Origin of the sequence: Bradyrhizobium sp. AC87j1, assembly GCF_002936975.1 — a bacterium.
GTDB lineage: Bacteria > Pseudomonadota > Alphaproteobacteria > Rhizobiales > Xanthobacteraceae > Bradyrhizobium > Bradyrhizobium shewense.
The window spans coordinates 1-15,045 of record NZ_PTFE01000019.1; the positions used below are offsets into that span (position 1 = coordinate 1).

Consider the following 15,045-nt stretch of genomic DNA (forward strand, 5'->3'; position numbering starts at 1 on the left):
GCAAGGCGCACCGGCGGCACGAGCCGCGGGTCAGGCTGGGCGGCAGCTAAAGCGCGCTGAGATCTGGCGGTACGTTACCGAATTTCCGCAGCAATTTGGCGTCGCCAAACTCGCCGGTCAGGGGATCGCCGCTGCGGCTGAAGGCGACGGCGCCGATATGGCCGGCGCCGTGCGCCAGCATTTCCGCACGACGCAGGGCGGCAGCCGACGTCTGGCATTCCTCGGCAGCGCCCGCCACCGGCGATCCGTCCTCGTCGATCAGGAAGGGCAATGCAACGTAGTAGGTGACGTCGGGCATGGTCGGCTCCGATAGCTGACGGTTCAGGCGGCGCTGCTCTTGCTCCGCATCTTGCTGCGCGAGGTGTCCGGAATGCAGCCGGCGGAAATCGCCGCCTGCAATTCCTCCAGCTCGGCCTCCAGATATTCGTTGGCCATGATCAGCGCCTTGATGGTGCTGCGCAGATTGCCGTCGCACATCGCGATCGCCTGATCGCAGGCCTGTTCATAATGGCTGTTGTCGAGAAGGGCGGCTGTCGACATCTGCATTGTCCTTGTCAGTTGTCCTGGGCGTTTTCTGGGGGCGCTGGGGTCCTCAAATGTTCCTATTTTGTTCTTTTGGAGTCAAGCGGATTCATCCGCGCGAGGGAAAACCGGATCGCAGGTCAGGCGATGATGTCGGGGGTGATCTGGTCTTCGATGAACGCGATGCGGTCTCGTAACAACAGCTTGCGCTTCTTCAGGCGCTGTAACCGCAATAGGTCGGGGGCGGGCGATTGATGCAGTGCATCGATCGCCGCATCGAGATCTCGGTGTTCCTGCTGCAACCGGGTGAGCTCGGCTTCGAGCTCACGCTCGTCTTCATTGGTCATGTCTGCGGTGGCCGAAAACCGATAGGCGTGGGATTAAGGCTGTGGATGCCCTGTGGAAATTATCGTCCTTGCGCGGCGTGATCGCAAGCGATCTGCGACCATCGTTCGCCGATCTCCAGCGACATATTTCCGCTGATCGCTGCGGCGCTGCGCAAGCGCATTGATATCATGGATTTTTCCCGCGCGGTTCCTTTACTCACGCTTCGTTACATATGAATTTTCAAAAATGAAGCTGCGCCGGCGGTTACCCATCGACAGAACGAATCGCTGATGTACACTTCGGTGTCCGGATCGAATCCTGAGGTTCAACCCTACCGAGGAGGTTTCGAATGACAATTCAGGCACATCTCGTTGAATTGGAGCGGAAGCACAAACTTCTCGAAAACGAATTGCACGAAGCTCTCGTGCACCTTTCAACAGACGACCTGCAAATTGTTGAGTTGAAGCGCCGGAAGTTGATGGTCAAGGACCAGATCGAGCGTCTGAGGCACGGCGACACGCTCCACTAGTAACCCCCGTAACAGCGTAGAGTTGAACGTACCCTTATCCCGCAGGGGTGAGAGCTTTTGCGCTCATCCCTGCAGCAAGGTGCGAAACCGTGCAGGAAGTTTGCGCGGTGTTTGGTTTTTGTCGCAACGCGTAGTCTTGCCGCGAACTGATATCCACGTCGCTCGAAAACGCTTCAGATGTCTGCGAGCTCGGCGACGTGATCTGCGATCGCGAGCGACGACGTCAGTCCCGGCGATTCGATGCCGAACAGATTGATCAGGCCAGCGACGCCGTGATCGCGCGGGCCCTGCATCAGGAAGTCCTGCGTGGCCACCGCGGGCGGTACGATCTTCGGCCGGATACCCGAATAGCTCGGCATCAACGCGCCGTCAGGCAGCGTCGGCCAGTATTTGCGGATCGCCGGGTAGAACCGCTCGGCGCGTGACGGGTCGACCTCGTAGTCGATCGTCTCGATCCACTCGACGTCAGGGCCGAAGCGCGCTTGGCCTGCCATGTCCAGCGTCAAATGCACTCCTAACCCGCCGGGTTCGGGCACCGGGTAGATCAGGCGCGAGAACGGCGCCTTGGCATTGCAGCTGAAGTAATTTCCCTTGGCGAGATAGGCGCGCGGAATTCGGTCTAGCGGCATGCCGTCGATGTTGCGCGCCACATTGGTCGCCGAGAGCCCCGCGGCGTTGACGAGGAGGCTGCATTGCAGCGTCATTGGCGCCTCGCCGCCGGCGTCGATCTCGATCAGGCCGTTTGCCGCCTTGGCGCGGATCAGCGGGGTATGAAACGCGAAAGCCGCGCCGGATTCTTCGGCTTCGCCGCGCAGCGAGAGCATGTAGGCGTGGCTGTCGATGATGCCCGTCGATGGCGACAGCAGCGCGGCGTCGCAGGCCAGCGCCGGCTCCAGCGCGCGTGCCGCGTCGCCCGTGAGCTGCTGCATGTCGAGCACGCCATTGGCCTCGGCATGCGCCTTGATCGATTGCAGCTTCTCGGTCTCCTGCGGGCTGGTCGCGACGATCAGCTTGCCGCAATTCTTGTGCGGGATGCCGCGCTCGGCGCAGTAGCGGTAGAGCGCGTGCTTGCCGTCGACGCACATGCGCGCCATCCAGCTCCCGGCGCGATAGTAGATGCCGGCATGGATCACCTCGCTGTTGCGCGAGGAGGTGATGGTGCCGATCGCCTCGGCCTCTTCGAGCACGATGACCTCGCGTCCGGCCTGCGCAAGCTTTCGAGCCACCGCGAGCCCGACCACGCCGGCTCCGATGACGACGCAATCGACCTTATCCATGGTTGTGCAGGAGGTCCGCTGGAGGCGCCGGTGGCATCAGGCCTGGAGAGAATGCCGCGGGGCCATTTTCCGTTAAGGAAGAATTTATCATGTCAGGGCAATTGCCGCATTTCACGTCACATTTTTCTGTTGCGCGTACAGGCGTTTACCCGATCCAAACGCGTGAAGCCAGACAATCCGACGTTGAAATCGCGGGTGGCTGATGGCTGAGAAGAACTGGCACGAGGGCAGCACGCTTCCGATTGCTGTGCAGGCCGTTGTGTGCCTGGCCGGCACGGTTGCGCCCGCGCGCGCCTTTGCGCTGTCGGACAGCTTCGCCGCGCCGAGCTATCTCGGTCAACTCGATCCCAACGTCGTCTGGGAAGTCCTGATCGCGGGCATCGTCGTCTGCGCGTTCCTCGCCGCAATCGTGCTGTGGATCCATTCCTCGCTGCGCCGGACCAGGCGTTTGCAGTTGCGGCGCAACGCCTTCGTCTCCTCCGCCATGAACAATCTCAATCAGGGCGTGGTGATGACGGATGCGCAGCGCCGCATCATCTTCTGCAACGACCGCTATCTCGATCTCTACGGCCTGATGCGGTCGGAACTCTGGGCCAATATGGACGGCCATGAGCTTCTCGATCTCAGGCGCAAGCGCGGGGTGCTCGGCGGCATCTCCGACGATGAATTCTACGAGAAGGCGGCGAGCCACAACGGCCTGATCACCGAGCTGCCCGACGGGCGAGCCATCCTGGTGAAGTTTTTCGTGCTGCCGAACGGCGGCTCGGTGGCGACGCATCTGGATGTCAGCGAGCAGCGCAAGCTGTCGCGACAGCTCGCTTCCACCAAGCAATTCCTGGAATCGGTGCTGGACCATGTGCCGGCCTGCGTGGCCGCGAAGAACATCGAGGACGGCTGCTACATCTTCGCCAACAGCGCCTATGAGCGGTTCTGGGGGCTCTCGCGGGATCATGCCGTCGGCAAGAACGCACGCGAGCTGTTTGCGCCGGTCTCGGCAGCCAGTATCGAGGCGACCGACCGGGCGGCGCTCAACTCCCCGGACGGCCAGTTCCGCAACGAGTTCGAGGTCGACCGCGGCGGCGAGCGGCGCATGGTCGCCTCGATCCGGATCGTGGTTCGCAACGAGAGCAACAAGCCCGAGTTTCTGCTGCTGGTGTTCGAGGACATCACCGACCGCCGGTCGCTGTCGCAGGAATTGGAGAGCACCAAGAAATTCCTCGAGCTCGTGGTCGACAACATCCCGGTGGCGCTGATCGTCGAGCAGGTCAAGGACGGCCGCTATCTGCTCGCCAATCGCAGCGCGGAGACGATCCTCAACCGCCGGCGCGAGGAGGCCACGGGCCTGACCGCGTCCGACATCTTCAACCCCAAGGAAGCCAAGCTGATCATCGCGCGCGACGAGGCCGCGATCAAGAAACGTGGGATGATCACCGAGGAGCATCCGATCTCCACCAAGGACGGCCTGCGGCTGTTCCTGACCCGCCGCGCCACCGTGCTCGGCGATTCCGGCGAGCCGCAATACCTGATCAAGACCCACGAGGACGTCACCGACCGCCGGCAGACCGAGTCGCGCATGGCGCACATGGCCTATCACGACGGCCTCACCGATCTGCCGAACCGCGCCGCCTTCCTTCAGGCGCTGACCCAGATGATCGAGGCCTGCGAAGGCACCGGCGAGGAGTTCGCCGTCCTCTGCGTCGACCTCGACGGCCTCAAGGAGGTCAACGACGTCTTCGGTCATGCGCTCGGCGACAAGCTCCTGATCGAGGTGGCCCAGCGGCTCCAGGACTCCGCCCGTGGCGGCGTGGTGGCGCGCCTGTCCGGCGACGAATTCGGCCTGATCATCGACGGCAAGCAGCCGGACGCAGGTCTTGCGCTGGCGCAGCAGATCGGCGACGCCGTCGCCAAGGACTTCCAGATCGACGGCCGGCCGGTCCGCGCCGGCGTCACCACCGGCATGTCGATCTTCCCGCACAACGGCACTGACGGCGCCTCGCTGCTCGCCAATGCCGGTGCGGCGCTGTTCCGCGCCAAGCAGAAGTCGCGCGGCACGATCAGCCTCTACCAGCCCGAGATGGACCAGCAGATCCGCGACCGCCGCGTGCTGCACCAGGACCTGTCGGTGGCCATCAAGAACGGCGAGCTCTCGCTTGCCTTCCAGCCGCAGGGCGCCGCCGGCCACAGCGTCGCCGAGAGCGAGATCATCGGCTTCGAGGCGCTGGCGCGCTGGCAGCATCCGGTGCGCGGCCAGGTCTCGCCGGCCGAATTCATCCCGATCGCCGAGGAGAGCGGCCTGATCGTCGAGATGGGCGAGTGGATCCTGCGCCAGGCCTGCCGCGAGGCGGCGTCCTGGCCGAAGCCGCTCCAGGTCGCGGTCAATCTGTCGCCGGCGCAGTTCATGCACGGCGACGTGGTTGGCCTCGTCCATTCGATCCTGATCGAGACCGGCCTGGCACCCGGCCGGCTCGAGCTGGAGATCACCGAGGGCGTGCTGATCGAGGACTTCGACAGGGGCCTCGCGCTGCTGCGCCGCCTGAAGGCGCTCGGCGTGCGTATCTCCATGGACGATTTCGGCAGCGGTTACTCCTCGCTGAGCTATCTCCAGGCGTTCCCTTTCGACAAGATCAAGATCGACCGGGCCTTCATCACCAATCTCGGCCGCAACCCGCAATCGGCTGCGATCGTTCGCGCGGTGATCGATCTCGGCCACGGCCTCGAGATGTCGATCATCGCCGAGGGCGTCGAGACGGTCGAGCAACTCGCCTTCCTCGCCAAGGAGGGCTGTGACGGCGTGCAAGGCTATCTGCTTGGCAAGCCCCTGCCGATCGGGAAATATGCGGGGCTGGTCGGCCGCGCTGAAGTCATGGAGCTTGCGCTCAAGACCGGTTAGAGCTTTTTCGAGCGAAGTGGACGCCGGTTCGCGTCAAGAAAAAACCGTCAGAGTAGGAATCTAGAGCCCCGTTCCGATTTCATCGGAACGGAAATGGCTCTAGTGATGATGGGGCGCTTTGCTCCCATTCGACGGCTTCATGGCGGATTACGATCTCGCGATCATCGGCGGCGGCCTGAACGGTGTCAGCCTCGCGCGCGATGCGGCAGGCCGCGGCCTGCGGGTGATCCTGTTCGAGCAGGGCGATCTCGGCGGCGCGGCTTCCTCGGCAACACCGCGGCTGATCCACGGCGATCTGTCGGTGCTGGAGCGGCGCAGGTTCCGGCGGGTGCGCCGGGCCCTGGCCGAGCGCCGGATCTGGCTCCGGATCGCGCCGCATCTGGTCCGGCCGATGCGCTTCGTGATCCCCGCGCATTCCGACGAGCGGCCGCCATGGCTGCTGCGCGCCGGCCTGTATGTCTATGACGGTCTCACGAACCGGGGCGGCCTGCCGCCATCGGCCACCCTCGACATCACGCATCATCCGGTCGGCAATGCGCTGAAGCGCCCGTTCGGCACGGCCTTCGAATATTCGGACTGCGTTGTCGATGACTCTCGCCTCGTCGTGCTGACGGCACTGGATGCCGCTGAGCATGGGGCGGCGATCCGGACTGGTGCGCGTTGTGTCCGTGCGGACAGAACCGACACATGGCGGCTCGCGGTGGTCGATCGCGGCCACCGCCGCACGGTCACGGCGCGGGCGCTGGCCAACGCCACCGGCGGCTGGACGCCAATGGTCGCTGAGACCGTGCTGCGGCAGCCGCAGCCCGCGATGGCGGCCACTCAGATGAGCCAGATCATCGTGCCCAGGCTGTTCGATTCCGAGAACGTGTACGTCTTTCAGAACAATGATGGGCGGCTGATCTTTGCCCGGCCCTTCGAGCGCGACTTCACGCTGATCGGCACGGTCACACACGCCTTCACCGGCGATCCCGCAATTGTGGCGATGCCGGGGGCCGACGTCGGCTATCTCTGCGAAGCGGCGAGCCGCTATTTTCGTGAGCGCGTCGCCCCGACCGACGTGGTCCGGACGGTCTCCGGCGTCAACCTGACGCTGGCGTCCGCGCGCGGCCGCGACGGCACGATGCTGTTCCATGCGCGCCGGCGCAAGGCGCCGCTGCTCACGATGTTCGGCGGCGACGTCACCACCTCGCGCCTGCGCGCGGAGTGGGCGGTGACGAAGCTGACGCCGTTCTATCCGATGTCGCCGCCCTGGACTGCCGGCGCCGCGCTGCCCGGCGGAGATTTTGCCTGGGACCGTTTCGACACCGAAGTCGACCTCGCGCGCGACCGCTGGCGCTTTCTGTCGGAGCCCGAGGCGCAGTGTCTGGTCGGGGCTTATGGGACGCGATTGCCGGCTGTGCTAGGCGAGGCGAAGACCCGCGACGAACTTGGCCCGGTGTTCGGCCCCGAGCTGACCGGTGCCGAGGTGCGTTATCTGATGGCCCGCGAATGGGCGCGCTTCCCCGAGGACGTCCTGTGGCGCCGCTCCAAGCTGGGCTTGACCATGCCTGCGGCGGACCGCGACGCGCTGGCGGCGTTCATGGCGAATGTGATGTGAACGATCTCCCCCGGCACGGTTGAGCTGGGGACGATCGGCCGCTAGCGTGCGGCGGAATCGGGGTTGGCAGGATCATGAGGGACGAGTTGCCCAGAACAGGGGCCGCGGCTGATGCGGCCGGCGGAGATGCGCATCCTGCGGCGGGCCAGCCGCTGCTGCGCATCGAGGGCGTTGCCAAAACCTTTGGCACCTTCCGCGCCGTGGATGGCGTCTCGCTCGACATCAAGGCCGGCGAGTTCTTTGCGCTGCTCGGCCCGAGCGGCTGCGGCAAGACCACGCTGCTGCGCATGCTCGCCGGCTTCGAGGCGCCGGACGAGGGGCGCATCCTGCTCGGGGATAAGGACATCGCGCAGGCGCTGCCGCATGAGCGCCCGATCAACATGATGTTCCAGAATTACGCGTTGTTTCCGCATCTGTCGGTGCGCGACAACATTGCCTTCGGCCTGAAGCGCGCCGGCATGGCGCGCGCCGACATCGCCGCCCGTGTGGCCGAGATGGTCGCCCTGGTGAAGCTCGAAGGGCTCGAGAAGCGCAGGCCGGACCAGCTTTCCGGCGGCCAGCGCCAGCGCGTCGCGCTTGCCCGCGCACTGGCGCGCCGCCCGCAACTGTTGCTGCTCGACGAGCCGCTCGCGGCGCTCGACAAGAAGCTGCGCGAGAATACGCAAGGCGAGCTGATGGAGCTGCAGCGCCGTCTCGGCATGACCTTCATCGTCGTCACGCACGACCAGGAGGAAGCCATGACGATGGCGAGCCGGATCGGCGTGATGAACGCCGGCAGGCTTGCTCAGGTCGCTAGCCCCCGCGAACTTTACGAAGCGCCGCGCTCGCGCTGGATCGCCGAGTTCGTCGGCGACGTCAATGTGTTCGACGGCGAGACCAGATTGCGCGACGGTCATCGTCTGGTCATTGGCACGCGTGATGCGGGTACGTTGGTGGTGGCCGAGCCGCGCGAACCGGTCGGTGCGGGAAAATTCTCGATCGCGATTCGTCCCGAGAAGATCAAGTTGTCGCGCCGCGCCCCGGTGAGCGAAGTCGGTCGTGAAACCACGATCAACAGCATAGACGGCGTGATCGCGGACATCTGCTATCGTGGCGGCACCACCACCTACAAAGTGAAGCTCGATACCGGCGGAATCGTCCGGGCCTCTGTCGCCAACAGCGCGCGTCTGGACGTCGACGCCTATAGCGTGGGCCAGCAAATCGTCGCCTGGTTCACGCCCGATGATTGCGTGGTGCTGCCGTCATGAGCTCCCGCCGCATCTTCGCGCGCCCAGCGCGCTTTGCCGCGATCACGCCCTATGTCTGGATGGCGCTGTTCTTCCTGGTGCCGTTCGCCTTCGTGCTCAAGATCAGCCTGTCGCAGACGGCGATCGCGCAGCCGCCTTACGAACCGGTATTCGACCTGATGGCGGGGTGGGATGCGCTCAAGACGGGCTTTGCCGCACTCTCGATCGACAATTTCAAACTGCTCGTCTCCGACGACATCTATGTGTTCGCCTATGTGCGCAGCCTCACCGTCGCTCTGACCGCGACTGCGCTGCTGCTGCTGATCGGCTATCCCATCGCCTACGGCATGGCGCGGCTGCCGAAGAGTTGGCAGGCGGTGGCGATGGTGCTGGTAATCGTGCCGTTCTGGACCTCGTTCCTGATCCGCATCTATGCCTGGATCAACATCCTCCAGCACGACGGCCTGCTGAACCAGATCCTGCTGGGTCTGCACCTGGTCAGCCAGCCCGTGGTCTGGCTTTCCACCGACAGCGCGATGTATATCGGCATCGTCTATTCCTATCTGCCGTTCATGATCCTGCCGCTCTACGCCACGCTCGCCAAGATGGAGCCAGCGCTGGAGGAGGCGGCCTCCGATCTTGGCGCGCCGCCATGGCAGGTGTTCTGGCTCGTCACCTTCCCGTTGTCGCTGCCCGGCGTCGGTGCCGGCGTGCTCTTGTGCTTCATTCCCATCGTCGGCGAGTTCGTCATTCCGGACCTTCTGGCCGGCTCCAATTCGCTGATGATCGGCCAGACCCTGTGGCTCGAATTCTTCACCAACAAGGACTGGCCGGTCGCCTCTGCCGCCGCCATCGTGCTGCTGGTGGTGCTGCTGGTGCCGCTGCTGCTGTATGAGCGGCTCCAGAAGCGGCAGCTGGAACACGGGCGCTGACGCGATGCGCAAGGTCTCACGCCTGTCCCGTTTCAACGTCGCCTCGCTCGCGCTGGGGCTGGCGTTCCTTTATTTGCCGATCCTCATTCTCGTCATCTATTCCTTCAATGCCTCGCGGCTGGTGACGGTGTGGGGCGGCTGGTCGCTGCGCTGGTATCACGAGTTCTTCAATGACCGCGCCATGATCGAGGCGGCCTGGATGAGCTTTCGCGTTGCGGTCTCCTCCGCGACCATCGCCACGCTGCTCGGCACGCTCGCCGCGGTCGCATTGTCGCGCGGCGAGCGCTTCCGCGGCCGTACGCTGTTCTCCGGCATGCTCTACGCGCCGCTGGTAATGCCCGAGGTGATCACGGGCTTGTCGCTGCTGTTGTTGTTCGTCGCGCTGAACGCCGAGCGCGGCTTCTGGACGGTGACGATCGCCCATACCACGCTGACGATGTGTTTCGTCGCCGTGGTCGTGCAGTCCCGCCTCGGCTCGCTCGACCGTTCGCTGGAGGAGGCGGCGATGGACCTTGGCTGCGACCCGGTGCGCGCCTTTCTTTCGGTGACGCTGCCGTTGATCGCTCCCGCGATCGTCGCGGGCTGGATGCTGGCCTTCACGCTGTCGCTGGACGATCTCGTCATCGCGAGCTTCACGACCGGGCCGGGCTCGGCGACCTTGCCGATCCGGATCTATTCCGAGGTGCGGCTGGGCGTGAAGCCGGAGATCAACGCGATCTGCACGCTGGTGATCGCCCTGATCGCGGTGGTCATCGTGATCGCCTCGCTCGCCTCAAAACTGTCGAGCTCGCAGGGCGAGAGCGCGGCGCCGCTGTAAGCCGAGGAGGGCGACCATGACGATGGCCTACCAGATCCTGACCCATACGCCGCTCTGGGTCTGGATCTTGCTCGCTTATCTCGTCTGGCAGGGTATCCAATCGATGCAGCCACGCACGACGCCGATCTGGCGTGCGCTGATCCTGCCGGTCGTGTTCATCGTCTGGGGGGTGTCCCGGATCGGCTTCGGGCCTCAGGGCAGTGCGTGGCCGCTGATGGCGTGGATCGCGGCCGCGCTGGCACTGCTGCCGCTGGGCGTGCTGACGCCGCGTCCTTTCGACGTCGATCACAAGACAGGTGAGATGATCCGCCCGGGCAGCGCGTTTGCCCTGATCCGCAACCTTGTCGTGTTCTCGCTGCAATATGCGGTCGGCGTGATCTCGGCGATAGACGCGGCCGACCGTGCATTTGCGATGATGTTCGGCCGCGCCGTCTCGGGCGCGACCGCCGGCTACTTCATCGGCTCGACGATCGCGCTGGTGATTGCCTATCGACGAAAGCGCGCCCTCGGATAATCAGCGCGACCGGGGCGGACGTTTCGAGCCTCTGGTGCCTGTGGGGCGCGGCCGCGTTGCGGTGGCTGCGACGGGGGCGGCATACCGCGCGCGCACTGCGCCCTGCACTGCCGCCCCGAGCTGCCGCAGCGCCAGGGCGTCGAGCGGAAATTCCAGCAGGATATGGATCAGGCTCAGCGCCAGCAGGAAGGTGAAACCGAACGCGTAGTCGTAGAAATAGAGCGCGGTGGAAGCTGCGCTGGCGGCGGCCATCGCCGCCAGCCGCGCCTTCGGGACTGCGGTCCAGCGGATCACGTCGGCTTTGATGAACCAGTTGAGGTAATGATAGGTGTAGACGAAGGCCAGCAGGCTCGTCAGCCTGGTGTCGAGGACGAGGCCGGGCACGCCGAACAGCCGGCTGAGCGCCGGGCCGACATTGCCGAAATAATCCTGTCCGACCCGGGCAAAGCTTGCGATCCGGATTTCAGCGGTTGGCGGCAGCAGCAGGATCGTAGCAATCGCGATGAGGTAGACAGCCACCAGCGCAGCCTGGACGCGGCTGCCGGATCGGTGCGCGCCGAGCACCATGAAGATCAGCGTGAACAGCGAGACGTGGATCAGGGTCGGAATCAGGATGCCGATCACGGCGAGCGAGGATCCGCTCGAATACATGAGCGCGGACAGCGCGATCGCCGTCATGAACAGCAGCATGCTCTCGATCGCCGAGGTGGTGGCCGCTAGCATGGCGCAGACGATCAGCGCGCCCCACATCGCAAAACCGAACCAGGAGGCGTTGTCGATCAGGGCCGCGATCACGGCGATGATTGCGAGGGCTGCCGCAATCCCGCGATGTGGCAGGTAGTAGCTGCGGTCGTGCAGCCACGAAATCTCGGTGAAGTAGTGCGCCGGGCCGAGCACGACATAAGCCAGCAGCAACAGCTCGAACGGCATCAGATAGGCTGCCGCGAGCGCCAGCAGCATCAGGCCGAGATGGATCGCGTCGTTGCTGCGCATGATGCCGTGCCCTGCATTGGGGCACGGAGGTTAGAGCAGGCGTGGACAACCCGCAATTGTCCACGTTGTCGCTCGAACGTCCTGCTTGCGGCGACTCGATGCGTCCTGTCGCGTCAGGACTTCACCGCACCTGCCGTGAGCCCGCCCACCATGTAGCGGCGGAAGGCATAGTAGATCGCGGCCGGCGGCAGCGCATAGATGAAGCCGGTCGTCATCAACAGCTCCCACGGCGAGTCGTCGGCGGCGAGGAAGTTGCCGAGCGCGACGGGGAGGGTGATCTCGCGGTCGTTCGACAGCAGCAGGAACGCGTAGAGATATTCGTTCCAGGCCAGCAGCACCGCATAAGTGCCGATCGCGACCAGCGAGGGCATCATCAGCGGCAGATAGACCAGGCGGAAGATCTGGAGCGTCGTCGCGCCGTCCATCACGGCGGCCTCGTCCAGCTCGACCGGCAGCTTGTCGGAGGCCTGCTTGAGCACCCAGATCGCGTAGGGGCTCGCAATCGTTACCATGGCCAGGATCAGCGACCAGTGATTGTTGAGCAGGCCGTAATTGCCCATGGTGCGGTACATCGGCACGGCGAGGAACGCCGCCGGAATGAAGTAGGTGAAGAGCGCGAGGTTCATCACCGCGCGTCCGCCCGGCACCTTCAGCCGGGAGATCGAGAACGCAGCGGCAGTCGCGATGAACAGCGTCAGCACGCCGACAGAGGCGGCGATCACCAGCGAATTCCAGAACTGGATGTAGAAGTCGCGCAGGAAGTAGTGCTGCTGCTTGAACACGATTTCGAAGTTGTGCAGCGTCGGATGGTCCGGCCACAGCTTGCCGGAGAATGCGTCCTCCTTCGGCGAGATCGCGAACAGGAACATATGGTAGATCGGAATCATCGTCCAGAGGAAGACGGGAATGCCGATCAGCAGCAACCGCGCTTCGGTTGCGACTTCGCGCAGGGTGGGGAGCTTCATCGCGACAACCGTTTCATCATGAAGTACACGAGCGGCAGGACGAACGGCATTGCGCAGACGATCGACGCCATGGCCAGGCTGAGCTGGTCGAGCCGGAGATAGCGGATGCCGAGCGTCGCCAGCACATGCGTGAGGTCGGCCGGGCCGCCGCCGGTGAGCAGATAGACGCTGTTGAAGTCGCCGAGCGTCCAGATCATCGAGAGCAGCGTGCAGGTGATGTAGAGCGTCTGCATCGACGGCCAGGTGATGTAGCGGAATTTCTGCCACCAGCTCGCGCCGTCGACCTCGGCGGCCTCGAACAGATCGTGCGGGATCGCAAGGCGGCCGGTGATCAGGATCAGCGTCCAGAACGGCAGCGACTTCCAGATGTGCACGCCGATCGCCATGGTTAGCGCCACGGTCGGGTCGTTCAGCCAGTTCGGGCCGTCATCGCCGGTCAAGGAGAAGATGAGGTGGTTGATCACGCCCCATTCGGGATTGAGCATGAACCGCACCGACAGGATGGTCGGGATCGACGGCACCGCCCAGGGCAGAATGAAGATCACCGAGAGCCATTTGATCCAGGTGCGCTGCACCGCGAAGAAGCCGGACAGGAACAGCGCGATCAGCATCTTCACGTTGATGCCGATGACCAGGAAGATCAGCGTGTTGACCGCGGCGCGCGCGAAGATCGGATCGTTGTAGAGCGCGACATAGTTTGCCGGGGCGCGCGCCAGCCAAAGCCCGTAGCAGACGGGATAGACGACGAAGGCGAGGAAAACGAGCAAATAGGGCGCGGGCAGCACGATGCCCCAGACCTGCGCCGGGGTCAGCCGTGACGACAGGGGCGGGGCGGGCATTGCCTGATCGCCAGAGAGCGTGATCGCCATTCTTTTCGGACTCTTCAAAGAGATGCCGGCCGCGAAACGCGGCCGGTGTTGTTCTTACACCTCTCCCCGCACAGCGGGGAGAGGGAAAGGATGATTTAGCCCGCGACCTGCTTGATGCGGGCGATCAGTTCGTCGACGGCCTTGTCGACCGGAACCTTCTCGCTGACGACGCGATTCATCGCCTTCGCCCACACGTTCTCGTTGTTAAGGATCGTGAACTTCCAGTTCTTGGTGAAGTCGAACGCCGCGGTGCCGCCCTTGAACTGCGTGTAGACGGCCTTGCGGTGCTTGTCAGCCTGCCAGAACGGGCTTTCCTGGCTTTCCTTCGTCACCGGGAACCAGCGGCCGAGCGCGCCCTCGATGTAGGGACGGACGTTCTCTTCCTGGAGCAGGAAGCTGATGAACTGCTTGGCCTCGGCCTTGTTCTTGGCCGCGGTGAAGACCAGTCCGGTCTTGACGTCGGAGCGGTAGCGGATGGTCGAACCATCCGGCGCCTTCGGGAAGGACGCCGTCACGATGTCCTGCTCGTAGGCCTTCTTGCCGGCTTCGCGCTGCTCGGGCGTGAGCGCCTGGTTCTGGGAGTCCTCGAACCACTTCGCGGCGATCGAGATCGTGAAATTGTGGGTCATCACGATGGTCTTGTTGTGGAACGCGACGTTGTTGTCGGGGTCCTTCCAGGTCGTGGAGGATGGCGGCGTGCAACCCTTGATGTAGGTGTCGGTGTAATCCTTCATCGCCTTGATCAGGTTCTCGCGAACCTTGGGATCGTCGACCGTGAGCTTGCCGTCGTCGTCGACCAGCTTGACGTGGTAGGCGTCCATGAAGGTGTAGAACGACTGGAAGGCGTCGGTGGATTCCACGCCCATCGGCTGGCCGACGGCATAGATGCGCTGGCCGGTGGCCTTGCGGATCCCCGGCTGCACCTTGTCGCACCAGAACGTCCAGTAGCCCGTCCAGTCGTTCGGGATATCGGTGAGCTTGAAGCCGGACTTCTCCAGCATGTCGTTCCAGATCTGGACGTGCATGCTCTGCTGCTTCAGCGGGAAGCCGTAATAGGCCTTCTTCTTGGTGACGTCGTTATAGAGGATCGACGCATCCAGCGTGTTCTGCACGAACCGGCCCTTGATCGGCTCCATCACGTCGGAGAGATCCTCGAGCTTACCTTCATAGGCCCACTTGCCCTGCGCCTGGACGTCATAAGAGTCGGAATAGGCGACATCGGGAACGGTGCCGGCATCGAGCGCGGCGACCGTCTTCGGAATCATGTCCTGGATTGCGTATTGCGACAATTCGACCTTGATGCCGGTCTTGGCTTCGAACTTCTTGATGGTCTCGATCAGTGCGTCGTCTTCGGAGCGATAGAAGCCCTTGCCCCACCAGACCGTGATCGTCTTCTGCTGCGCAAATGCGGGTGCAGCGGCTGCAAACAGCCCGGCCGCAGCGACCGCCAGTGATACTGCGCCAATAACCTTGGATTTCACGTTTTTCTCCCTCAAACGGCCGGTGTTTTTAACCGGTCGTATAAAACACTAGCCCATGGCGTTAGCTCGATCTAGCGGCATGTTGTCAGACATAGGTCGTGGG

The 15,045-nt window shown here is 63.9% G+C and carries 15 protein-coding genes; 7 read left to right on the forward strand and 8 right to left on the reverse strand.

Annotation, left to right across the window (positions count from 1 at the left end):
• Nucleotides 1-46 precede the first annotated feature (46 nt).
• The 3 genes from CV770_RS12530 to CV770_RS12540 form a co-directional block, all read right to left on the reverse strand.
• Nucleotides 47-298, reverse strand: coding sequence for a hypothetical protein (locus CV770_RS12530; RefSeq protein WP_028140285.1), 252 nt, complete (start codon nt 296-298; stop codon nt 47-49).
• Between the two features lie 23 nt (nt 299-321).
• Nucleotides 322-540 carry a hypothetical protein gene (locus CV770_RS12535; RefSeq protein ID WP_028140284.1) on the reverse strand — a complete coding sequence of 73 codons (219 nt, stop codon included), beginning with the start codon at nt 538-540 and terminating at the stop codon, nt 322-324.
• A gap of 122 nt (nt 541-662) precedes the next feature.
• Entirely contained in the window at nt 663-869 is a 207-nt protein-coding gene (locus tag CV770_RS12540) for a YdcH family protein (protein WP_008546179.1), read from the reverse strand.
• 329 nt (nt 870-1,198) lie between these two features.
• Between CV770_RS12540 and CV770_RS12545 the strand changes: the two genes are divergently transcribed.
• On the forward strand, nt 1,199-1,378 hold the full coding sequence (locus CV770_RS12545) for a YdcH family protein (RefSeq protein WP_026201910.1): 180 nt from the start codon (nt 1,199-1,201) through the stop codon (nt 1,376-1,378).
• A 173-nt stretch (nt 1,379-1,551) separates the two neighbouring features.
• Here CV770_RS12545 and CV770_RS12550 read toward each other — a convergent pair whose 3' ends face one another.
• Entirely contained in the window at nt 1,552-2,655 is a 1,104-nt protein-coding gene (locus CV770_RS12550; RefSeq protein WP_104462561.1) for an NAD(P)/FAD-dependent oxidoreductase, read from the reverse strand.
• 202 nt (nt 2,656-2,857) lie between these two features.
• Between CV770_RS12550 and CV770_RS12555 the strand changes: the two genes are divergently transcribed.
• The 6 genes from CV770_RS12555 (at nt 2,858) to CV770_RS12580 (ending at nt 10,634) form a co-directional block, all read left to right on the forward strand.
• Nucleotides 2,858-5,545 (forward strand): sensor domain-containing protein, encoded by a 2,688-nt coding sequence (locus tag CV770_RS12555; RefSeq protein ID WP_104462562.1) that lies wholly within the window; start codon nt 2,858-2,860, stop codon nt 5,543-5,545.
• Between the two features lie 139 nt (nt 5,546-5,684).
• Nucleotides 5,685-7,145: a glycerol-3-phosphate dehydrogenase gene (locus CV770_RS12560; protein WP_104462616.1), complete on the forward strand. Its 1,461-nt coding sequence runs from the start codon at nt 5,685-5,687 to the stop codon at nt 7,143-7,145.
• Between the two features lie 74 nt (nt 7,146-7,219).
• Nucleotides 7,220-8,392 carry an ABC transporter ATP-binding protein gene (locus tag CV770_RS12565; protein ID WP_104462563.1) on the forward strand — a complete coding sequence of 391 codons (1,173 nt, stop codon included), beginning with the start codon at nt 7,220-7,222 and terminating at the stop codon, nt 8,390-8,392.
• Nucleotides 8,389-9,303: an ABC transporter permease gene (locus CV770_RS12570; RefSeq protein WP_104462564.1), complete on the forward strand. Its 915-nt coding sequence runs from the start codon at nt 8,389-8,391 to the stop codon at nt 9,301-9,303. The genes CV770_RS12565 and CV770_RS12570 overlap by 4 nt, the downstream gene beginning before the upstream one ends.
• Before the next feature lie 4 nt (nt 9,304-9,307).
• Nucleotides 9,308-10,120 carry an ABC transporter permease gene (locus tag CV770_RS12575; protein WP_091956459.1) on the forward strand — a complete coding sequence of 271 codons (813 nt, stop codon included), beginning with the start codon at nt 9,308-9,310 and terminating at the stop codon, nt 10,118-10,120.
• A gap of 16 nt (nt 10,121-10,136) precedes the next feature.
• Complete coding sequence (locus CV770_RS12580; protein WP_091956460.1) at nt 10,137-10,634, forward strand: DUF6622 family protein; 498 nt, start codon at nt 10,137-10,139, stop codon at nt 10,632-10,634.
• Here CV770_RS12580 and CV770_RS12585 read toward each other — a convergent pair whose 3' ends face one another.
• From CV770_RS12585 to CV770_RS12600, 4 genes are all read right to left on the reverse strand, one after another.
• Nucleotides 10,635-11,627 carry a hypothetical protein gene (locus tag CV770_RS12585; RefSeq protein WP_104462565.1) on the reverse strand — a complete coding sequence of 331 codons (993 nt, stop codon included), beginning with the start codon at nt 11,625-11,627 and terminating at the stop codon, nt 10,635-10,637.
• Nucleotides 11,628-11,740: 113 nt separating this feature from the next.
• Nucleotides 11,741-12,592 carry a carbohydrate ABC transporter permease gene (locus CV770_RS12590; RefSeq protein WP_091956462.1) on the reverse strand — a complete coding sequence of 284 codons (852 nt, stop codon included), beginning with the start codon at nt 12,590-12,592 and terminating at the stop codon, nt 11,741-11,743.
• Entirely contained in the window at nt 12,589-13,461 is an 873-nt protein-coding gene (locus CV770_RS12595) for a carbohydrate ABC transporter permease (protein WP_104462566.1), read from the reverse strand. Before CV770_RS12595 ends, CV770_RS12590 begins: the two co-directional genes overlap by 4 nt.
• A 95-nt stretch (nt 13,462-13,556) precedes the next feature.
• Complete coding sequence (locus tag CV770_RS12600) at nt 13,557-14,942, reverse strand: ABC transporter substrate-binding protein (protein WP_091956464.1); 1,386 nt, start codon at nt 14,940-14,942, stop codon at nt 13,557-13,559.
• Nucleotides 14,943-15,045 lie beyond the last annotated feature (103 nt).